Origin of the sequence: Achromobacter veterisilvae (genome assembly GCF_900496975.1) — a bacterium.
GTDB lineage: Bacteria > Pseudomonadota > Gammaproteobacteria > Burkholderiales > Burkholderiaceae_B > Achromobacter > Achromobacter veterisilvae.
The window spans coordinates 204,927-224,866 of record NZ_UFQC01000004.1; the positions used below are offsets into that span (position 1 = coordinate 204,927).

Annotated in this window: 25 protein-coding genes and 2 pseudogenes; 14 read left to right on the forward strand and 13 right to left on the reverse strand. The window is 65.6% G+C overall.

Annotated features, from left to right (window positions below):
* Positions 1-10: 10 nt before the first annotated feature.
* From AVE30378_RS05285 to AVE30378_RS05295, 3 genes are read left to right on the forward strand one after another with little or no spacing between them, the layout of a single operon-like run.
* Positions 11-517 carry a siphovirus Gp157 family protein gene (locus tag AVE30378_RS05285; protein WP_129239720.1) on the forward strand — a complete coding sequence of 169 codons (507 nt, stop codon included), beginning with the start codon at positions 11-13 and terminating at the stop codon, positions 515-517.
* Between the two features lie 34 nt (positions 518-551).
* Entirely contained in the window at positions 552-881 is a 330-nt protein-coding gene (locus AVE30378_RS05290; RefSeq protein ID WP_129239721.1) for a hypothetical protein, read from the forward strand.
* A gap of 29 nt (positions 882-910) precedes the next feature.
* Entirely contained in the window at positions 911-1,438 is a 528-nt protein-coding gene (locus AVE30378_RS05295) for a hypothetical protein (protein ID WP_129239722.1), read from the forward strand.
* A gap of 125 nt (positions 1,439-1,563) precedes the next feature.
* On the opposite strand, the gene AVE30378_RS05300 is transcribed toward AVE30378_RS05295, so the two are convergent.
* Positions 1,564-1,911, reverse strand: a complete 348-nt coding sequence (locus tag AVE30378_RS05300; protein WP_129239723.1) for a hypothetical protein — start codon at positions 1,909-1,911, stop codon at positions 1,564-1,566.
* A gap of 112 nt (positions 1,912-2,023) precedes the next feature.
* On the opposite strand from AVE30378_RS05300, the gene AVE30378_RS32715 reads away from it, so the two are divergent.
* The 7 genes and pseudogenes from AVE30378_RS32715 (at position 2,024) to AVE30378_RS05330 (ending at position 5,601) form a co-directional block, all read left to right on the forward strand.
* The gene (locus AVE30378_RS32715) at positions 2,024-2,728 is read left to right on the forward strand and encodes a hypothetical protein (protein WP_208742354.1); all 705 of its coding nucleotides are present in this window, start codon (positions 2,024-2,026) and stop codon (positions 2,726-2,728) included.
* Entirely contained in the window at positions 2,728-2,949 is a 222-nt protein-coding gene (locus AVE30378_RS05310; RefSeq protein ID WP_129239724.1) for a hypothetical protein, read from the forward strand. Before AVE30378_RS32715 ends, AVE30378_RS05310 begins: the two co-directional genes overlap by 1 nt.
* 4 nt (positions 2,950-2,953) lie before the next feature.
* Positions 2,954-3,109: a hypothetical protein gene (locus AVE30378_RS32545; protein WP_165360095.1), complete on the forward strand. Its 156-nt coding sequence runs from the start codon at positions 2,954-2,956 to the stop codon at positions 3,107-3,109.
* Positions 3,106-4,122, forward strand: a complete 1,017-nt coding sequence (locus AVE30378_RS05315) for a hypothetical protein (protein WP_129239725.1) — start codon at positions 3,106-3,108, stop codon at positions 4,120-4,122. Before AVE30378_RS32545 ends, AVE30378_RS05315 begins: the two co-directional genes overlap by 4 nt.
* A complete protein-coding gene (locus AVE30378_RS05320; protein ID WP_129239726.1) occupies positions 4,115-4,417 on the forward strand; it encodes an ASCH domain-containing protein in 303 nt (100 codons plus the stop codon). The genes AVE30378_RS05315 and AVE30378_RS05320 overlap by 8 nt, the downstream gene beginning before the upstream one ends.
* 90 nt (positions 4,418-4,507) lie before the next feature.
* Positions 4,508-4,576: pseudogene (locus AVE30378_RS33090) on the forward strand (hypothetical protein); the annotation flags it as partial.
* A gap of 53 nt (positions 4,577-4,629) precedes the next feature.
* Positions 4,630-5,601, forward strand: coding sequence for a tyrosine-type recombinase/integrase (locus AVE30378_RS05330; RefSeq protein ID WP_129239728.1), 972 nt, complete (start codon positions 4,630-4,632; stop codon positions 5,599-5,601).
* A 208-nt stretch (positions 5,602-5,809) separates the two neighbouring features.
* On the opposite strand, the gene AVE30378_RS05335 is transcribed toward AVE30378_RS05330, so the two are convergent.
* The 3 genes from AVE30378_RS05335 to AVE30378_RS05345 are packed head-to-tail and all read right to left on the reverse strand — an operon-like array spanning position 5,810 to position 9,060.
* Positions 5,810-6,427 (reverse strand): flavin reductase family protein, encoded by a 618-nt coding sequence (locus AVE30378_RS05335; RefSeq protein WP_129239729.1) that lies wholly within the window; start codon positions 6,425-6,427, stop codon positions 5,810-5,812.
* A 3-nt stretch (positions 6,428-6,430) separates the two neighbouring features.
* Positions 6,431-7,393: a carbon-nitrogen hydrolase family protein gene (locus AVE30378_RS05340; protein ID WP_129239730.1), complete on the reverse strand. Its 963-nt coding sequence runs from the start codon at positions 7,391-7,393 to the stop codon at positions 6,431-6,433.
* 14 nt (positions 7,394-7,407) lie between these two features.
* Positions 7,408-9,060 carry an MFS transporter gene (locus tag AVE30378_RS05345; RefSeq protein ID WP_129239731.1) on the reverse strand — a complete coding sequence of 551 codons (1,653 nt, stop codon included), beginning with the start codon at positions 9,058-9,060 and terminating at the stop codon, positions 7,408-7,410.
* A gap of 172 nt (positions 9,061-9,232) precedes the next feature.
* Here AVE30378_RS05345 and AVE30378_RS05350 point away from each other — a divergent pair, with 172 nt between their 5' ends.
* Positions 9,233-10,081, forward strand: a complete 849-nt coding sequence (locus AVE30378_RS05350; protein ID WP_129239732.1) for an IclR family transcriptional regulator — start codon at positions 9,233-9,235, stop codon at positions 10,079-10,081.
* A gap of 15 nt (positions 10,082-10,096) precedes the next feature.
* Here the strand turns inward: AVE30378_RS05350 and AVE30378_RS05355 are convergent, their stop codons facing one another.
* The 4 genes and pseudogenes from AVE30378_RS05355 to AVE30378_RS05370 all read right to left on the reverse strand — a co-directional run bounded on the left by AVE30378_RS05355 (position 10,097) and on the right by AVE30378_RS05370 (position 14,096).
* Positions 10,097-11,683 carry an EAL domain-containing protein gene (locus AVE30378_RS05355; RefSeq protein ID WP_129239733.1) on the reverse strand — a complete coding sequence of 529 codons (1,587 nt, stop codon included), beginning with the start codon at positions 11,681-11,683 and terminating at the stop codon, positions 10,097-10,099.
* Between the two features lie 123 nt (positions 11,684-11,806).
* Positions 11,807-12,025 (reverse strand): annotated as a pseudogene (locus tag AVE30378_RS05360) (tripartite tricarboxylate transporter substrate binding protein); the annotation flags it as partial.
* Between the two features lie 21 nt (positions 12,026-12,046).
* Entirely contained in the window at positions 12,047-12,952 is a 906-nt protein-coding gene (locus AVE30378_RS05365; RefSeq protein ID WP_129239734.1) for a dihydrodipicolinate synthase family protein, read from the reverse strand.
* 16 nt (positions 12,953-12,968) lie between these two features.
* A complete protein-coding gene (locus tag AVE30378_RS05370) occupies positions 12,969-14,096 on the reverse strand; it encodes a mandelate racemase/muconate lactonizing enzyme family protein (RefSeq protein ID WP_129239735.1) in 1,128 nt (375 codons plus the stop codon).
* Positions 14,097-14,258: 162 nt separating this feature from the next.
* Between AVE30378_RS05370 and AVE30378_RS05375 the strand changes: the two genes are divergently transcribed.
* Positions 14,259-15,137, forward strand: a complete 879-nt coding sequence (locus AVE30378_RS05375) for a LysR family transcriptional regulator (RefSeq protein ID WP_129239736.1) — start codon at positions 14,259-14,261, stop codon at positions 15,135-15,137.
* Positions 15,138-15,149: 12 nt separating this feature from the next.
* Here the strand turns inward: AVE30378_RS05375 and AVE30378_RS05380 are convergent, their stop codons facing one another.
* Both AVE30378_RS05380 and AVE30378_RS05385 read right to left on the reverse strand, forming a co-directional pair.
* Positions 15,150-16,346: an amidohydrolase family protein gene (locus AVE30378_RS05380; protein WP_129239737.1), complete on the reverse strand. Its 1,197-nt coding sequence runs from the start codon at positions 16,344-16,346 to the stop codon at positions 15,150-15,152.
* Between the two features lie 37 nt (positions 16,347-16,383).
* Entirely contained in the window at positions 16,384-16,581 is a 198-nt protein-coding gene (locus tag AVE30378_RS05385; protein ID WP_043543675.1) for a hypothetical protein, read from the reverse strand.
* Positions 16,582-16,771: 190 nt separating this feature from the next.
* Between AVE30378_RS05385 and AVE30378_RS05390 the strand changes: the two genes are divergently transcribed.
* Both AVE30378_RS05390 and AVE30378_RS05395 read left to right on the forward strand, forming a co-directional pair.
* On the forward strand, positions 16,772-17,266 hold the full coding sequence (locus tag AVE30378_RS05390; RefSeq protein WP_129239738.1) for an ASCH domain-containing protein: 495 nt from the start codon (positions 16,772-16,774) through the stop codon (positions 17,264-17,266).
* Between the two features lie 242 nt (positions 17,267-17,508).
* Complete coding sequence (locus AVE30378_RS05395) at positions 17,509-17,829, forward strand: virulence factor (protein ID WP_129239739.1); 321 nt, start codon at positions 17,509-17,511, stop codon at positions 17,827-17,829.
* A 112-nt stretch (positions 17,830-17,941) separates the two neighbouring features.
* Here the strand turns inward: AVE30378_RS05395 and AVE30378_RS32550 are convergent, their stop codons facing one another.
* From AVE30378_RS32550 to serS, 3 genes are all read right to left on the reverse strand, one after another.
* Positions 17,942-18,100 carry a hypothetical protein gene (locus AVE30378_RS32550; protein ID WP_165360097.1) on the reverse strand — a complete coding sequence of 53 codons (159 nt, stop codon included), beginning with the start codon at positions 18,098-18,100 and terminating at the stop codon, positions 17,942-17,944.
* Entirely contained in the window at positions 18,087-18,335 is a 249-nt protein-coding gene (locus AVE30378_RS05400; RefSeq protein ID WP_129239740.1) for a hypothetical protein, read from the reverse strand. Before AVE30378_RS05400 ends, AVE30378_RS32550 begins: the two co-directional genes overlap by 14 nt.
* 230 nt (positions 18,336-18,565) lie before the next feature.
* Positions 18,566-19,912, reverse strand: a complete 1,347-nt coding sequence (gene serS, locus AVE30378_RS05405) for a serine--tRNA ligase (RefSeq protein ID WP_129239741.1) — start codon at positions 19,910-19,912, stop codon at positions 18,566-18,568.
* Between the last annotated feature and the right edge of the window lie 28 nt (positions 19,913-19,940).

Here is a 19,940-nt window from a genome sequence, read left to right on the forward strand (position 1 = left end):
GGAGACAACCATGAATATGCCCCTCTACACGCTCGCCCAGGAGTACCGCGCGCTCGCCGTGCGCCTGGCCGAGGGCGACTTCGACGAGAAGGCCATCGCCGACACCATGGAAGCCAGCGGCCTGCCCGAGCAGATCGGCGAGAAGGCCCAGGGCTGCGAGATGGTCGCGCGCACCTTCGAAGCCGACATCCCTGCGATCGACGCCGAGATCAAGCGCCTGCAGGAGCTGAAGAAGGCGCGCCAGGCCCGCGCCGATGCGCTGCGCGACTACCTGCTGCGCAACATGATCGCCAGCGACATCCAGGTGATCGAGTGCCCGCTGTTCCGCCTCAGCGTGGTGAAGAACCCGCCGGCCGTCGAGGTGTTCGACGAGAAGCAGATCCCGGCCGACTACTTCACCAGCCCGCCGGCCCCGCCGCCCGTGCTTGACAAGAAGCTGATCGCGCAGGCGCTGAAGGACAACCACGACGTGCCTGGCGCCCGACTGCGCCAGGGCGTGCGTCTGGCCATCCGCTAACCCTTCCCCAGCAGCACAACCTACGGAGCAATCCATGAACCACAACCAGATCGGGCAGTTCGCCCAGGCCTCCCAGCCGTCTATGGCTTCGTCGCCGGTTAGCGCGCAGCAGTCGTCCGGCGAGATTCTGGACGCGCTCGAGGCGCTCGCCAGCACCATCGCCAAGTGCGAATTCGCTGCCCAGGAACTGATGAGCCGCCTAGGCCCCGTTCTCTCCTGCACGAATGACAGCCAAGCATGCGGCACTGCACCCTTCCCGCAGCCGGACACGCAGATAGCGCGGATCGTCCTGGAGAACACCCACCGCGTGCGCGCCCTGATGACTTCCATCGAGGACGCCGGCAAGCGCCTCGCCCTGCCGTAACCATCGCCCATCACCAGGAGCAATCCCGCATGTTCTCCATCACCGAGCAAACCGCGACCCTGGCGCACATCAACGTGCGCACCGAGCGCCACGGCGAAGAGCCGGCCGGCGCTGCTGACCTGAAGATCAGTTTTACCGATGGCAACGGCGTGCTGTCCGAGTTCCATTCGGCGCTGCGTTCGTGGCTCTACAAGCAGGAGGAATCGCCCGACCAGGGCGAAATGCCTGTAGGCGATGCACTGACGGTGCGCCGCTTTGGCGACCTGATCGAGAAAATCCGGCTGAAGCATGAACTGATCGGAGCCAAGGTGCTGATCGGCTTCGGCCTGGGCGGCGCTTCCGATATCGAACTGGACCCCGCCGACGTGGATGGATTCGCCGCGGAGCTTATGGAAGGTGGGAGCGTGATCATCACCTTCCGCGTGAAATGCCACCCGAGCGGAGAGCAGATCAAGAAACTCTACGAGGTGCTGGGCAACGACATCACGATCAGCATCACGCCGGCGGTCGACAAGCAGGGATCGCTGGGCCTGAACCTGGAGCCGGAAGCGGCGTAACCCTTTGGCCGGCCCGGCGGCGGGACTCCCTGCCCTTCTCCCCGACCGCCGCCGGTGCCCGGCCACCAGATACCGAGAAGACCATGTCCCACGCCCGCAAGCCGCCCACGACGGCGCACCGCCCGCTACCCCCGTGCCGTACCCAGCACCGCGGTGATCGCGTCGTGCTCGCTCCCGCCTCGAGAAATTTCCTTCCAGTCACCGTTTTCCCGGACGAAGGCATACCAGTATCCGTCGCTACCCTTCTCCACCTTCGTGCCAGATGGGAGCGGCGGCCGCTGCGCCACGCGCACGGCGTCGTAGACGGTCTTGAGGACTTCATGGCTGTGCAGCCAGTCCGCGCCAAGTTGCTGAGCATTGGGCGCCCCGACGCGAGCAACCTTCGTAAATGCTTCAAGTCGTTCGGCGTGTTGCTTAGCGATCTCTTCATATTGGTCAAGCGCGTGTTGCAGCTTATCGCTCAATGCAGCCATTCAGATCTCCTAGTTGTCGTTTTGAGGTCGCGACGAGTCGCCGCAGGGAAGACCGGTATCAATACCCGATTCTTACACCGTGCGCAATCGAGCACTCAACTTGGAGCCTGACATGACCGAATTCGAGATCACCCATGGCCTGAGCCAGGACGAGCCGGGCCCGCTGGAGCCGCTGGAGTTGGCGAAGGTGCCGGCCGCCAAGCAATACCGCAAGAAGCCCGTAGTTGTGCAGGCGGTCCAATACCCCTGCGCACACCCGGCTCTGCAGCGCTGTTCGTGCGACGCCAACTCGGCCTGCTCCAGTTGCGGGCGAGAATTCATCATGACGCTGGAAGGCCCCCTCAACGTTTCGCCAGGAGACTGGATCATTACCGGCGTGCAGGGTGAGCATTACCCGTGCAAACCGGACATCTTCGCCGCAACCTACGAGGAAGCTGCTGCCCCCGTATCCACGGTAGCGCAAGGGGATGCCCAGGACGAGCGCGCGTTCGGCGATGAGGTACACGTTCTGGTGCCGGTCGGTCTGCTGGGCGCCGCTTGCAGTGCCATCGACATCAAGCGCAACGCACCGAAAACGCTGGCCGAGCTGCGCCGCTACACGACCGGCGATCTGAGCGGCCGTCATGTCCCCGCTCCCGCTCCCGCTCCCGCTGTTGGCGATGCGCGGAAAGAACTGACGCCCACGCAGATCGAGGCCGGCTGGCACCAGACTTTCAGCACCAGCAACCCGTATTGCCCCTGCAATCTCAAATCGTTCACCAAGGCCGTGCGGTGGGCCGAGTGCGCCATTGCCGCCCAACGTAAGGGGGGTGCGTGATGGCCTACACCACGAAAAGCATGAGCGAGCGGGCCTACCAAAACGGCTACTCCTCCGGGTACGCCGCTGGCCGCAAGTCTATGGGTCTGGCCGACCGACTGGCTGTAGCTGAATTCAAGGCCGATTTCTACGGACGCATGTTGCAGCGCGCAGTTGACGATTTGCATGAGACGAAGGCTGCACTCGCCGCCCAGCAGAGCGGCCAGTGCGCGGGGAGGTGAAGCCATGCAATTCACCACCGACGACAAGTTGCGCGCCGTGGCCGCGTTCCTGACCACGCTGCGGGACACGGCCGGGTGCACCCCCGACGAAATCAAGTGCCTACTGGATCCGCGAATGATCGACGGCATCCTGGCGGCCACCGACAAGGCACAGAAATGACCAACCACCCCAACCCGAACAGCACCGCCCAGGCGGCCGAACCTCAAACCGTGCTGTCGTTTGACGAGCGCGAGCGCATCTTGTGCCAGTTCATGGGCGAACCGATCAACCACGACCGGGAAATGGCCATCGCCATCGAAACCGCCGTGCTGTCCAAGCTGCGCGCCCCTGTAGCCAACTCGATGCCGATCCGACTGAGCGCAGAGGTGCTGGAGTATCTGAAGGAGGGCATCGAAAGTGCCACCGGATGCGAAGAGTCTGACGTGGACTACGACTTCGCCAATGAACTGGCGCGCCTGATGACCGGACCGCTCTATACCGCCCCTGTTGCAAGCGCTCCTGTAGCCGGGGAGGCGCTCGCAGTCGTGTACCCGCCCGATGGCACCGAATCGCCATTTACTGTTATCAACCTGGGAGCCGGCGCGGTGCGGATGGGGCCATGCATCCATGATGGCCGAATTGGCGCTCTATGGTTCGGCAAGGGCGGACAAGGAATGGGCCACGAGTGGGTGCTGAATCGTCAGGCACACCCCGGGGAAACCATCGCAGTCGTGACGTTCGCCAACGCGGATGGCCTGGATGTGATGTTGGGCGAATTGCTGCGTTGCCGGGAGAAGTACTTCCCCGATGCCGCGCCCCTGGCCAGCGCCGGGGACGCGCGCAAAGCCTTGGGAGGGTATCAGACCGATTCTTTCCGCGTCCCCAAGACCCACCCCGCACCCACGGCGGCCAAGGACGGCCAGCAGCGCGCCGGGGATGTGTCACCCCTGCTCGCCCGCGCGCTGGACGAGTGGCACGAGGACGACGGCCCGGTGATGTGGTGGGCCTGGTGCGGGCACGAATGGGCGGGTGAGGCGCCCTGGTGCGGTACGCCGCACTATCAAGACTGGCCCGGCTACCACACGCACTGGACCCCGATTGCGGGGTTTCCTGCCACCCCGTCCCCGCAATCGGCAGCTATTCGAAATTCTCTAATAGCTGAGCCCTCCGAGGATGGGAGCGCCAATGGCTGACCTGCACCTAGCCCTCAAGGGCGAATACTTCGACGCCATCAAGGCAGGAACGAAGACCGAGGAGTATCGGCTATGCACGCCCTACTGGCAAAAACGGCTCGCCAGCCCGTTTGGCCTTTACGACCGCATCGTGCTGACCCGCGGCTATCCCCGCCGTGACGATGCCGAACGGCGCTTGGTGCTGCCCTGGCAGGGATACACGATTAAGTCGATCACGCACCCGCATTTCGGCACCGACCCCGTGATGGTCTACGCCATCCACGTGCGTGTCGGCACTGACGAGAAGGAGATGTAGATGGCACACGCAGCCCAACACCAAGCATCGGCCGCGGCTCAGTGCGCCCCAGCCATGACGGAACTCATCCAAGTTGCGGATGCAGCACGGATGCTGGGAGTCTCCGCGCGCCATGTTTATGATCTAGCTGCCCCAAAGGGCCCCATTCCTTGCTATCGGATCGGAAAGCGCATCACCTTCGAAGTATCTGACCTACTGGAATACAAGCAAAAATGTCGATCTACAGAGATTCAAAGCGCGGTCAGTTCATCTTTGAATTCGACCGTACGATTGAAAACCAGCGAATCCGGGCTCGAAAACGTCTTCCGAAAGCTTGGACTCGAACCGAAGCGGACGCTTTCGACCGGAAAGAGTCGGCGCGCCTCTACGCCGTCGCGGCCGGCGTTGCGCGTGATCGGGCAACCGTAGAAAAGGCAATCGAGTATTACCTGGCGGACAAGAAGCACCTCAAGACCTATGACGAGGTGGCCCGCAACTTCGCGGCACTGTACCCCTACTACGTGGGCAAGTTCGTTGACCAACTTCCTGAAATTGCCGCGGAGATCACAGCCGAAGAATCGGACACGAAAGCACCGGCCAGCATCAAATACGAGATATCGCTGTTGCGGGCGGCCTGCCGCTGGGCATGGAAGAAGCACAACCACGGCGAGCATGACCCCGGCGCGCGAGTGCTGGTCCCCCAGGTCAGGAACGAGCGGCATGTCTACATGACCTTCCCGCAGCTCCTGAGCCAGCTTCGGCACTGCCGCAACAAGGGAGCGCGCAAGGCGATGGTTACCGGCTTCTTCACGGGAATGCGCCTATCTGAAATTCTCCGGGCGAAGATGGAAGGCGATAGCCTGGCTGTCTACGACACCAAGAACGGAGATGCCGTCAAGCGCGTTCCGATTCACCCGACGCTTAAGCGATATCTGGACCGGCACGGCTGGCCTGTAGGAGCGGCCAAGTCCACCGTGCAGAAGTGGTCCCGGGAAAGTCGGGCGAAAGCCGGCCTAGATCACGTACGCTTCCACGATATCCGCCACAGCACCGCCAGCGAGCTGATCAACAACGAGGTGGATCTGTACACAGTGGGGGCCATCCTGGGGCATAAGGACCCAAGAAGCACCAAACGATACGCCCATCTGAACCAAGCCAGCTTGGTCAAGGCCATCGGGAAAATGGGCGAGAAAAAGCGGGCCTGAAATGGTGGGGGAAAATTTGGCGGAACAGGCGCATTTTGGGCATCCGATGCGGTCAGCGCACAGCAAAATACCCTTTCAGATCAATGGCGCAAGGTGCGCGCATGCGACTCGAAATCAGGCGTACGGTATCCCCGTACCGTGGGTTCGAATCCCACCCTCTCCGCCAGTATTCAAAAAGGCCAATCCCTCGGGATTGGCCTTTTTTCTTTCAGGCCGGCGCGGTCGGCCGGGCCAGTTGGAACAGGTCCGTGCTGCGGGCATACCAGCCGCCCCCGTGCATGCGCGCGATCAGCGCCATGGAAGGCGTGTCCACATATCCGCGCGCGGCGTCCTGCACATAGGCGTCGTCGACGTGCGCCCCCAGTACCCGGCCGATCACCACGATCTGGCGCGGGCCGGTCACGACGGTTGCCTGGCTGACGCATTCCAGCGAAACCGGGCTGCCTTCGATGAGCGGCGGGCGCACGTGGACGGCCGGCTTCGCGGCCAGGCCGGCCGCGGCCAGTTCGTCCACGTCCGGCGGATAGTCCGCGCAGGTCTGGTTCATCTGCTGCACCAGCGACTCCGGAACCAGATTAACGACGAACTCGCCGTTCTCGATGATGTTGGCGCCGGAATCCTTCAGTTCCCCGTTGGCGTGCCGCATCAGCCCGATGGCGACCGTGGGCGGCTGATGCCCCATGACGTTGAAGAAGCTGAAGGGAGCCGCGTTGACGACGCCTTTGCCGGATACGGTGGTGACCCACGCGATGGGGCGCGGGGTGACGGTCGACGTCAGTACGTTGTAGACCGTCTGCGCTGGCAAGGCGCTGAAATCGAAATGCATGGCTCAAGCCTCCTGCTGCTGGCCGGCGGTGTCGATGGCGGACACCGCGCGCTTTGCGCGGGTGTCGACCTGCAACTGGAAGACGTCGGGGCGGGCATAGTGGCCCGAGACGTCGAAATCGTACTTGCCGCGCAGGATCTGGTTGGGGTCGATGTCCGCGTAAAGAATGGTCTCGCCCGAAAAGTCGGGGCCCGCCAGCACCTCGCCCAGGGGGCCGATGATGGCGCTGCCGCCGCGCATCAGCACCGTGTCCGGCTTGTCGCCCAGCGCGCACTCGAAGTCGTCGGGATAGGCGTCGCGGCGCAAGTGCTGGCAAGACGTCAGCACGTAGCAGCGCCCTTCGAGCGCGATGTGGCGCATGCTGGGGATCCACGAATCGCGGTCGTCGGCGGTCGGCGCGCAATACAGCGCCACGCCCTGGCTGTACATGTACATGCGCAGCATCGGCATGTAGTTTTCCCAGCAGATGACCGCGCCGATCTTGCCGTAGGGGGTATCGAAGACCGGCAGGGTCGAGCCGTCGCCGAAGCCCCAGATCAGGCGTTCGCCCGCCGTGGGCATGAGCTTGCGGTGCTTGCCCGCCAGCCCGTGCTGGCCGTTGAAGTACAGCACGGTGCAGTACAGCGTGCCGCCGTCGGCCTCGATGCAGCCCATCACCACGAAGCTGTCGGTCTCGGCCGCGGCCTGGGCGATCAGCGCGACCTCTTCGCCGTCCAGCCGGACGGCCTGGCGGTGATAGCTGGCGAAGGCGTCGCGGCCTTCGGGCTTGCGCATGCCGATCGGCGCGCCGAAGGAGTTGCCCTTGGGGTAGCCCCCCAGGAACGCCTCGGGGAACACCTGCACCCGGGCGCCCTGCTCCGCCGCCTGGCGGATCAGGGAGGCCGCCTTCTGGGCGCAGGCAACGCTGTCGGTGGGAATGGACGCCGCCTGGATGACGGCGGCCTTGAAGCTTTGTTGCGCGGACATGTCTCTCCTTTATCTCAGAGCGCCGGGTCTTCGTCGATGCCCCGGGCGCGGGTGTTCGGCAGGAACAGGCTGCCGATGACGCCGACCACCGCCGTCACGGCGACCGGATACATCAGGCCGCCGAAGATGTTGCCGCTGGCCTGGGCCAGGTAGGTGGCGGTAAAGGGCACGATACCGCCGAAGATGCCGGCGCCGATGTGGTACGGGAAGGATAGCGCCGTATAGCGGATGCGGGCCGGGAACAGTTCGACCAGGTAGGCCGCGACCGGGCCGTAGACCATGGCGACCACGGCTGTCATCAGCACCAGGATCAGGACGATGGTCGTGGTGTCGACGCGGGCGGGATCGGCGCGGTCCGGATAGCCAGCGGCGGTCAGCGCGGCCGCGTAGCCGGCGCGGTCGAAGCCGTTGACGGTCTTGCCGCCCACGCTCATGGCGATCTCCTGGCCCGGCAGCGGCGCGGCGTATTCGAAGTTGATGCCCTTGCCGACCAGGAACTTCTTGGCTTGCACGCACACTTTCTTGTGGTCGGCGTGGCTGCCGATCATCGCGGCCTGCAGCCCGAAATCGCAGGCGCCGCCGCTCACGTCGGCGTGCACGCGCACCGGCGTGCTCTGCATGGCTTGCGCCAGGGCGGGGTTGCCGGCCTTGAGCAGCGCGTCGAACATGGAGTGGTAGCCGAGGGCGGCGACGAACAGGCCCGCCATCATGATCCACTTGCGGCCGATGCGGTCGGACAGCCAGCCGAACAGCACGAAGGTCGGCGCGCCGATGATGAACCCGATCAGAATCAGCGTGTAGACGCTGGTCTGGTCCAGTTGCACGGCCTGCTGCATGAAGATCATGACGTAGAACTGGCCCGTGAAATAGGTCGCGCCCTGGCCGGCGGTGACGCCGATCAGCGCCAGCAGCACCAGGCGCAGGCTGGGCCATTGGCCGAAGGTCTCCTTGACCGGGTTCTTCGACAGGCGGTTCTGCTGCTTCATCCGCGTGAACACGGGCGACTCGTGCAGCTTGGCGCGCACGTAGATGGAGACGGCCAGCATCACGATCGACAGGATGAAGGGCAGGCGCCAGCCCCATTGTCGGAAGTCGTCCGCGCTCATCGAGGCCTGCGTGCACAGGATCACGATCAAGGACAGGATCAGGCCCGCCGACGAGGTGATCTGGATCCAGCCCGTCAGCAGCCCGCGGCGCCGGGGTTCGCAGTGTTCGGCCACGTAGATCACCGCGCCGCCGTATTCGCCGCCCACCGCCAGGCCCTGGATGACCCGCAAGGTCAGCAGCAGGATCCAGGACAGGTGGCCCGCCGATTCATAGGTGGGCAGGCAGCCGATCAGCACGGTCGCGCCCCCCATCATCACCACGGTGATCAGGAAGGTGTACTTGCGGCCCAGCTTGTCGCCCAGGTAGCCGAACAGCACCGCGCCCAGCGGCCGGATGATGAAGCCCACCGCCAGCGCGCCCAGCGCGGCCAGCAGCGCCACGGTGGGGTTGTCCTGCGGGAACAGCACCTGGCTCATGAAGACGGCCAGGGTCCCGTAGATGAAAAAGTCGTACCACTCGAACAAGGTGCCCAAGGTCGACGCCACCACCACCTGGCGCTCCTCTTTCCGGCTGAGCGTCTGCTCCGCGCCGATGTGCTGCATTGCGACATTCGCTTCCATGCTTTTTTTCCCCAATCGCTTTAGATTGATATTGCTGTATCCATTAACTATTATCAAACTTAAATCCGGGCATGAAAAAGCTAGGGAAAACCCGGCGGCGGCGCTTTCTCTCCTGGCGCAAGCCCGCTGCCGCCGCTGCTACACTCCCGCCAGAAACACAGTGGAGGCAGTAATGGCAAGGCCCGCCGGCAAGGTCGAAAAGAACGCAGAACAGACGCCAACCGCTGCGCGCAGGGGCATCCAGTCGATCGAAGTGGGGTTCCGGATCCTGGACGTGATCCGCAAGACCGGCCGCCCGATGCCCCTGAAGGAAATCGCGGACGCCTGTGAATTGACGGTGCCCAATGTCCATTACTACCTGGTGAGCTTCCAGAAGGTGGGCGTGGTGCAGCAGCACGCCGACACCGGCCATTACGGCCTGGGGCCCTATGCCTTGCGGCTGGGCCTGGCGGCCCTTGAACAGTTCGACGTGTTCACCACCGCCCGGCCCATCATGGCCGAAGTGGCCGCCATCACCGGCCACACCGTGTTCCTGGGCGTATGGGGTAACAAGGGCCCCACTATCGTCTACCGGGTGGAAGGCAGCCGCAGCCGCCCGCTGCTGGAATTGCGGGTGGGCAGCGTGCTGCCGCTGCTGTCGTCCGCGCTGGGCCGGAACTTCCTGGCCCACCTGCCGGAAGCCAGCACGCGCGAACTGCTGGAGCAGGAAATGGCCTCGTCCGTGCCCGAAGGGCATGGCGGCGCGGCCGGCAATTCCTATACGCCGCGGGACGTGCAGGCCATCCGCGACGAAGTGCGCAAGCACCGCCTCAGCCGCTGCCGCGATGCGCTGCTGCCGCACTTTACATCGCTGTCGGCGCCCATCTTCGACATGCTGGGCGAAATGAAGGCCGCCATCACGCTGATGGGCCCGGTGGGCGCCATCGACGACGATCTACAGTCCGACACCGCGCGGCTGCTCAGCGAAAAGGCCCGCTCGATCTCGGCCACGGCCGGCTGGGTGGAGCCGCAGGCGCGCTGAGCGCCGCCGCCAGGCTCATGCCGCCGCGTCCGGCAGCCGCCGGGGCGGCTGCGTGGCGGCCACGTTCCTGCGGTAGTAGAGGATGAATTCCGGCACCGGCATGGGCTTGCCGTAGAGCCAGCCCTGGCCGAAATCCACGTTGCGCGCCTTCAGGTGGTCCGCCTGTTCCTGGCGCTCGATGCCTTCGGCCACGGTCAGCAGGTTCAGCGATTTCGCCATGTCGATGATGTGGTCGGTCACCTTGTGGGTGGCGGAATCGGTGCCGATGGTGTCGACGAAGGACTTGTCGATCTTCAGCGTGTCCAGCGGCAGCCGCTGCAGATAGGACAGGCTGGAATAGCCGGTGCCGAAATCGTCGATCGCCACCGCGTGCCCCTGCTCCCGGGCCTGTTCGATGATGCCGCGCGCCTTGTCCACGTCCATGAATCCGCGTTCGGTGGCTTCCAGCCAGATCTGCCGGGCGTCGATGGCGGTGCCCGCGAGCATGCATTGCAGCACGCGCAACGCCTTGCCGTCCTTCAGGTCGGACGCGCTGAGGTTGACGGAGATGTGCATGCCCCGGTCCTCGGCTAGCAGGTCTTCCATGTCCCGGATCACCAGGCGGAACACCTCCTCGGTGATGCGGGTCATCAGCCCGTTCTCCTCGGCGATGGAAATGAACAGGTCCGGCCTCAGGGTCTTGCCGCCGGGCCGGATCCACCGGACCAGGGCTTCCGCGCCCACGCACCGCCCGCTCTGGAGGTCGATGATGGGCTGGTAATGGACGACGAACTCCCGCCGCCTGACGGCGATGGCCAGTTCGCCGGCGAGCGACAGGCGCCGGCGCGACAGCCACACGACCACGCCGATCATGAGCGCGGCGGCCAGCACTCCCATCGGCAGCCAGAACAGCCTTTCGCGCCGCAGCGCGCCCAGCGCCTCGCTTTGCGGTTCCAGCAGGACGGCCGCCAGGTCGTCGTTGCGGGCGACGGCGCTCAGGTAGGCTTCGTCGATGTCCAGCTTGCCGCCGTTCAGCGCCTGGGACACCAGCACCAGGTCCGGATGGTTGCGGGTTCCGAGCATGCCCACGCCCGGCAGGACCACCGCCAACTGGACACCGTCGGCCGGGCCCTTTTCGGTGAAGCGGGTTGGGTCGAGCAAGGCGCTGTAATCGCCGTAGCGCACGGCCACCATGCGGATGCCGGGGCTGACGACCGGCACCGGGTCCAGCACCAGCAGGCCGCCATTGGCCAGTTCGAACTGGGCCGGGGCCAGCGGTTCTTCATAGCCGGGAATGCCCCAGGTGGTGCACTTCACGCTATTGCCGGCCACGTAGGCCAGTTCGTCGACGGCGCGGTCGCGCAGGACCAGCGCCCTCAGGTGGCGGATGTGCTGGGGCGAACAGGGTTCGAACGGCATCTCGTCCACGCTGCGCAGCATGGCCACCGTCTGGTCCAGCAGGTCCTGGACGTGCGCCAGGGTCCGCCGGGCCTGCGCCTGCAGGTCGCCCTGCTCCACCGCGACGGCGCGGGACCAGGACATGTGCAGCGCGAAACCGATGGGCAGCAACGCCGCGGCGGCGGCGAAAGCGATGGCGATTCCGATTACATACGTGCGCGGCATCGAAGCCTGCCCCCTGGGATCGCCGACCTGGCGAAGTTATATCTTTTTACACTTTTGGAGGGCAAGTGTCTTCGTGAATTTTTGCCTTGAGGCCGCCCCTAGGAGCAAGCCCCGGCGGCGGGTTCAGCCTTCGGCGACGATCTTCGCGTCCTTGATGGTCTTGACGTATTTCTCCTGTTCCTGCTTCATGAAGTCGGCGAAGCGCCGGACGCTGCCGCCGCCGTCCTCCGCCCCGACCTGCGCCAGCTTTTCCTGCACGTCCGGCATCGCCAGCACCTTGTCGATATCCTGGTTCACGCGCTGGACCATGGCGGGCCGCATGCTGCCCGGCCCCACCATGCCGATCGTGCCGCCGGCGATTGGTTATGAAAGCGCTGCCAGCCGCTGCGCCAGTTGCGCGGCCTGGATCTCGTTCAACTCCACCAGCGGCGGCCTCACGGTGGCCCACGCCGGATCTGCGCGGCGCTGCGCGATCGCGGCCTTCATGGCGGGAATCATGGGATAGGACTGGAAGATCGCGCGGGTTTCGTTCAGGGCGCGCTGCCGGTCCTCGGCACCGTCTTCGCGCCAATGGCGATAGAGTTCGACGATGGGGCCGGCGTTGACGTTGCCGGTGGCGGTGATGCAGCCGGCGCCGCCCGCGCGCAGGGTATCCAGCAGCACCGTCTCCGTGCCGGCGAACACGTCGAAGCCGCGCGGCTGGAAGTCGCGCAGCATCGCTTCCGTATTGGCCCAGTCGCCGGAACTGTCCTTGACGCCCGCGACGATGCCGGGAAATTCGCCCAGCAGGCGCTCGATCAGCGCCAGGCTGATCGGCACGCCGGACACCGGCGGGATGTGATACAGGTAGATGCGCAGGCGTTCGTCGGCCACCTGCTCGATGACGTGCGCGAAGGCGCGGAACAGGCCTTCGTCGCTGACGCCCTTGTAGTAGAACGGCGGCAGCATGAGCACGCCGCCGCAGCCCGCCCGGACGGCGTGCTTCGTCAGTTCCACCGCGTCGGGCAAGGCGCAGGCGCCCGTGCCGGGCATCATGCGCGCGGCGGGCAGCCCCGCGTCCAGCAAGGCGTCCAGCAACTGGCGCTTTTCGGCCACCGTGAGCGAATTGGCCTCGGAGTTGGTGCCGAAGATCGCCAGGCCCGCGCCCTGTTCGAGCAGGGCGCCGCAATGCTCGACAAAGCGCGCAGCGCTGGGCGACAGATCCGCGTTGAACGGCGTCAGCACGGGGGAATAGACGCCTTGCGGGCGGACGGGGGCAGCGGTGCTCATGCGGGCTCTCCTGTGATCAGCGGCCGACGCGGGTCCACTTGCCGTAGCGCTCGACCATGCGTTCATCGAAGCCGAATCCCAGGCCGGGCTCCTGGTGCAGGACCACGCGGCCCTGCCTGTGGCTCAGTTGGCGGTCGACCAGTCTGCGAAAATTCAGGACCTGGTCGTCCCAGAAGAATTCAACATAGCGCGCATTCGGCGTCGCCGCCACCAGCGGCGCGTGGACGTCGTGGAACCAGTGCGGGCACACCACGACGCCATAGCTGGCGGCGGTGGCGGCGATGCGCTTCCATTCGGTGATGCCGCCGCAGACGGCGGCGTCGGTCTGGAGAATGCCCGCCGCGCCCTTGTCCAGCAGTTCCTTGTGATACCAGCGGCCGTAGCCGATTTCGGCGGTCGCGATGGGCAGGCGCGTCAGCCGCGCCAGCTTGGCGTGGCTGTCGATGTCGTCGGGGCTGAAGGGCTCCTCGATGAAGTAAGGGTCGTACTGTTCGAAGCGGCGGACGTACTGCATGGCCTGGGTGACGTCCTGCCACGCGTTATTGCAGTCCATCATCAGTTCGACGTCCGGGCCCACCGCCTCGCGCGCCGCCTTCAGGCGCGCCTCTTCCTCGCGCGGGGACAGGCGTCCCGTCTTCATCTTCACCGCGCGGAAGCCCTTCTCCACGTAGCTGGCCATTTCCTCGCCCAGGTGCCGCGGCGTCTTGCCGTCCAGGTAGTAGCCGCCGCTGGCGTAGGCCGGCACGGATTCAAGCTCGACCGCGCCCAGGTAGCGGTGCAGCGGCAGGCCCGCCGCCTTGGCGTTCAGGTCCCACAGCGCGATGTCCAGCGCGCTCAGCGCCCGCATCACGGTGCCCTGGCGGCCTTGCAGCAGGGCTTCCTGGTACATGGCCTGCCACAGCCCTTCGACGGCGTGCGAGTCCTTGGCCAGCAGCACCGGGGCCAGCAGGCTCTGGACCGCGGCCTCGAAGATGGCCCCGCCGGCGCTGCCCACGTAGCAGAAGCCGATGCCTTCCACGCCGTCGGCGGAACGGACCTTGACCAGGCCATAGTGCCGCGTCGAGACGCTGCGGTTCGAAAACGAGGTGACTTTATCCAGGGGCACCGCGGCGGCGCAGACGTCTATGGATTCGATGATGGGCACAACAGGCTCCTTGGTGGCTGGAAGGTTCCGACTGGGCGCCGCCGGCGCGGCTTCGCGCAGCCTTGACGCCCTGGACGTATTCTTGCCGCGGCCAAAGAAAACAACAATTATCTTCACCCATCTTTAGAATATGAAAAAAGCATCTTTTGGAGACAGGCCGCCATGGACTCGCGCTTTCTGCAAACCTATGTGCACGTGGTGGAGCTGGGTTCGATCGCCCAGGCCGCGCGGCACCAGGGGCTGACTCCCGCCACCGTGCAGCAGCGGCTGCGCGCGCTGGAGGCGGACGTGGGCAGCGCCCTGATCGCGCGCTCGGGCCGCACCGTGAAGCCCACGCCGGCCGGCACCCGGATCCTGGAGCGCGCCCGCGCGATCCTGCGCGACGTGCGGGACCTGCGCTCCGCCGCCTCGGACACCGAACTGCCCGCCGGCCCGCTCCGGCTGGGCGCCACGCCCACCGCCCTGACCGGGATCATGCCGCCCGTGCTGCGCACCTGGGTGGCGCGCCATCCGCACATCGAAATCTACATCGAGCCCGCCCCCACCACCTTGCTCTACAGCAAGGTGCTGGCCGGCGAACTGGACGGGGCGCTGCTGGTGCACCCGCTGTTTTCGATCCCCAAGACCTGCGCCTGGCGCGATCTGCGGCAAGAGCCGCTGGTGCTGGTCACCCCGGCCGGCATGAAGGTGCGCGACCCGCTGGCCGTCCTCGCGCGCGAGCCCTACATCCGCTACGACCGCAGCGTGGTGGGCGGCAAGATGGCCGAAGACTACCTGCGGGCGCGCAATCTGCGGCCGCACGTGAGGTTCGAACTGGATGGAATCGATTCCATCGCCAGGCTGGTGTCGGAGGGACTGGGGGTCGCGCTGCTGCCCGACTGGGCCGCCTCGGGCGAGCCGTCCGCCAGCGTCAGGCGCTGGCCGCTGCCCGCGCCCTGCCCCGCGCGCACTGTGGGCGCGATCTGGCCGCGTTCGGGGGTGCGCTCGGCGTTGATGCGGGCGTTCGTGGAACTGACCGAGACCGAACTGGGCCTGGCCTGAAGCCCCGGCGGCTCAGCCCAGGCCGGCGGCGTCCTGGCCGTCGCGGGCCACGACCGCGCCGCCGGACACCACCAGGCGGCGGGGCGCCCGTTTCACGACCGCTTCCGCCACGCAACTGGCGTCGACCAGCACCAGGTCGGCGCGCGCGCCGGGCGCCAGGCCGTAGTCGGCGAACCCGCAGGCGCGGGCCGCGGCCGCGGTCACGCAATCGAACGCCCATTCGACCTCGTCGTCGCGGCGCAGGTCGTTGCGCAGGCCGATCAGCGTGGCGCGCGCCAGCATGTCGGGGTTGCCGTAGGGCGTCCAGGTGTCGCGGATGCCGTCGTTGCCGCCGAAAATGGTCACGCCCGCCTCCCGACAGGCGCGCACGGCGGGAACCGGACGCGACGGCGGCGCCGTCGTCAGCAGCGCCACGTCGAGCGCCGCAAGCCGCTGCAGCAGCCCGCCCAGCCGCTTCGCGTCCACGCCGCCCAGACAGAAGGCATGGCTGATGACGACCTTGCCGTTCATGCCCAGCGCCTGGGTGCGGTCCAGGATCAGTTCCATCGTGAAGGCGCCCAATTCGCCGGGCTCGTGCAGGTGGATGTCCACGGGCTTGCCGTGCCTGTCGGCGATGCCGAACAGCACGTCCAGCGAGCGGGCGGGATCGCGGTCGATGGCGGACGGGTCCAGGCCGCCCAGCACGTCCGCGCCGCGCGCGAGGGCCTCGTCCAGCAATTCGGCGGTGCCCGGACGGACCAGCAGGCCCGATTGGGGAAAGGCCACCGTCTGGATCTCGACCAGGCCCGCCAGTTCCCGGCGCGTGGCGTGCACGCCGTCCAGGTGGCGCAGCCCGGCGTCGGTATCGACGTCGACGTGAGTGCGGATGCGGGTCGTGCCTTCGCGCAGGAACGCCAGCGCCAGGGCGCGCGCGTGGCTGGCGGCATCATGGCCGGTGCTGGCGCGCCATTGCCGTTCGTTGTGGATGCGGTCGGTCAGCGCCGACCCCACCTCGTTCACGTACCAGGGCGAACCCCAGGTGGTTTTGTCCAGGTGGGCGTGGCCTTCGACCAGGCCGGGCAGCAGCAGGGCGCCCCCGCCGTCTTCCACGGCCATGCCGGGATCCGCGCCAAGCGCGGGGCCGATTTGCCGGATGCGCCCGTCGCGCACCAGCACGTCCGCGGCGCCGCCTTGCGGAACGCGGACATTCTTCAGTAACAGGTCGGTCATGGTGTCGGGGCGAGCCGGGCAGAACCGCCGCCAGGGTTCACACCTGGGGCGGTTCGATCCAGAAAAAGCGTTCGCCTTGGCGGACCATGTCGGCCACGCCTTCGGCGCCGATGCGGTAGTCCGTACCCATGAGCGTGGCGCCGCCATCTTCATGGATGTGGATGATGGCCAGCGGGTCATTTGCCATGGTGTACCAGTAGTACCCCGGCTTGAGATCGTGCAGGTCTGTATTCATGCTTCGAGTATACAAACTTCCCCCCGCCGTATTCAAAAAGACACATAAATCCAGGCGGACGCCTGACATGATGGGCGCGACACGGCATACTGTCCGATGCCAGGCCCAAACCGAGCGCAATCGGCATGCGCCCGCTGGGCGATTGCCGCAATGGCCCATATGCCTTGATCGTGAGAGGAACCGCGAGCGTATGAAAAGGCAACCACTTCAATTCAGCGAGCCGCTTAAACAGGCTGTCTTGAACGGCGGCAAAGTGCAAAGCCGGCGCATCCTGAAACCGCAGCCCAGCAAACCCACCACCATCTGGTATGCCGACGCCTCGGATTCCGGAAGATGGGTGGCCATGGGTCCTTCCCAGGACCACCCTTCCGAATTGCGCAAGACCTCCAGTTGGGTCCGCTGCCCTTACGGGAAATCGGGCGAAAGCATCGTATTGACCGACGAGGCCGGCAATCCATTCGCCACGGCCGTGATCGTGGGCGTGCGCATCCAGCGGCTGCAGAACCTGTCCGAGGCCGACGCCCGGGCCGAAGGCATCCTCGCCCTTTACCAGTCGTCGTCCCTGCTGCCGGGCGTGCCGCTGCAGACCGCGTTCGCGCTGACGTGGTGCGAACGCTACGGCGCGCATGCCTGGGCCGCCAATCCCTGGGTATGGGTGGTCGAATTCCGCCGCCAGCAAGAGTGACCACCTGTAACCCCGGCGCCGGGCTTCATCGCATTCCACCCGATTTCAATCCATTTCAACCCGGGCTTTCCCAGAGCGGGCGCCAGTTGCTGCAAGGCAGCAAGAAATGGGCGATTTCTTTGGGGACAGTTGCGGATTGTCGCGATTGAGGCCGGGCCGCTTACCAATGGCTGACGGAAAAGACCGAAAATAGCGTCAACGAATACTCAACTTTGCTGCGTCATGCAGTAGGCAGGTGCAACATGAAAAAATGGCTTATCGCTGGTGTCGGTGCCGCGGGTCTGCTGATCTCCAGCGCCGCCCTGGCCCGTGTGGACGTCGGCATTTCCATCGGCGTGCCCGGCATCGTGTACCCGGCGCCGGTATACGTGGCGCCCCAGCCCGTCTACGTGGCGCCGCCTCCGCCCGTCTATTACCGCCCCGCGCCGGTCTATGTCGCGCCGCCCGTGGTCTATCCGGCGCCGGTGTACTACCGCGGCGGCCGCTACTACGATCGCGGCCACTACCATGGCCGCGGGCACGGGCATGACCACCACCGCGGCCGCGGACACGGCCGCGACTGATCCCCAAGCCGCCGGAAAACGCAAAGGCCACTCGCAAGAGTGGCCTTTTTTTCGCCCGCGGGCGGCGCCGAAGGCAAACAGGGCAATGTCCGGTGCCCTGTCTGGAATACCGTCAGGCCGAGGGGGCCTGGACGGGCTTTCCGGCCAGGGCGGCCGGCTGCTGCGGCGCCTGCGCGGCCTTGCCATCGGCCCAGCGGGGCGATTCCTGGACGAGGTCGATCCATCGGCGCGGCGCGCTGGACGCCCGCCACCAGCCATTATGCGGACGCATGAGCAAACTCCGGTTCACCGTTGAAACGCACGCCATTGATGCCTTGAAACAATTGCAGGCTCTCCTGTTCCGCTTCGTGCAAGCTCATGAACGGCGCCTGTCCGGGCACGGTCCAGCATTTTTCGGGCGCGGTGCCGCCGATCCGGCGGGTCCATATCTGCACGCGGTAACCCTCGTCGTCTTCGCGAGCGACAGAGCATCTCACACGAAAATCTCCAATCATTCTTGAAGTCATGGACAACTCCTTGTTATATAAGTGAATGAAGCGTGTAGAACACATGGTGTATTGTGCCGCAACTATCTGGCCCTTTTATTCGAATACACAATTGCTCACATCAAAATCAGACACTCATGCCGTCAGGTTAATGACCCAAAACGACAGGAATATGTCGATATGATAGAAAAAAACGGAGCCCGAGGGCTCCGTCTTTTTATCCGTCTAATGGAGGATGGACGCGTCGTCCGTCAGGGTTTCAATACTGTCTGGCCGCCCATATAAGGCCGCAGCGCTTCGGGAACCAGCACGCTGCCGTCGGCCTGCTGGTGGTTTTCCAGGACGGCCACCAGCGCCCGGCCGACAGCCAGGCCGGAACCGTTGAGCGTGTGCACGAATTCCGGCTTGCCCTGCGCGTTGCGGAAACGCGCCTGCATACGGCGGGCCTGGAAGGTCTCGCAGTTGGAAACCGAGGAAATCTCGCGCCAGGTGTTCTGCGCCGGCAGCCACACTTCCAGGTCGTAGGTCTTGGCCGAACCGAAGCCCATGTCGCCCGTGCACAGCAGCACGACGCGGTACGGCAGGCCCAGCAACTGCAACACGCGTTCGGCATGGCCGACCATGTCTTCCAGGGCCTCGTACGATTGCTCCGGATGCGTGATCTGCACCATTTCGACCTTGTCGAACTGGTGCTGGCGGATCATGCCGCGCGTGTCGCGGCCGCCGCTGCCGGCCTCGGAACGGAAGCAAGGCGTATGGGCCGTGAGCTTGATGGGCAGGTCCGCGGCGGCCTGGATGGTGTCCCGCGCCACGCTGGTCAAGGTGATTTCGGACGTGGAGATCAGGTACTGGTCTTCGCGGACATAGGGCTTGCCCTGGTCGTCCTGCTTGGGATCGTCGTCGCCGCCGCCCTTGGAGACCGCGAACATGTCGTCCTTGAACTTCGGCAACTGGCCAGTGCCATAGAGCGTCGATGCGTTCACGATGTACGGCGTATAGCACTCGGTGTAGCCGTGCGTGCCGGTTTGCAGGTCCAGCATGAACTGCGACAGCGCGCGGTGCAGGCGCGCGATGGGGCCGCGCATGAACGAGAAGCGGGCGCCGGACAGCTTGGCGGCCATGTCGAAATCCAGCCCCAGGGGCTCGCCCACGGCGACGTGGTCGCGGGCCTCGAACGGCAGGGCCGGCGGATTGCCGTCGGCGCCGGCGGGGCCGGGCAGCCAGCGGCGCACTTCGACGTTGTCGTCGGCGGACTCGCCCACCGGCACGCTGGCGTGCGGCAGGTTGGGCACCGACATCAGCAGGTCGTTGAGCGGCTGCTGCAAGGCGGCCAGCTCTTCTTCCAGTTGCTTCAGGCGCACGGGCACGGCCTGGGATTCCGCCATCACGGCGCTGGCGTCTTCGCCCTTGGCCTTGAGCTGACCGATCTGCTTGGCCAGCGCGTTGCGGCGGGCTTGCAGGGACTCGGTTTCGGTCTGGACGGCCTTGCGGCGGGACTCCAGGTCGTTGAACCGTTCCGTGTCGAAGGACACGCCGCGGGTCTTGAGGCGGTCTACGACGGTTTGCAGGTCTTTGCGCAGCAGTATCGGGTCTAGCATGGTGTAGTCGGTGAGGTTGCGTGAAGCA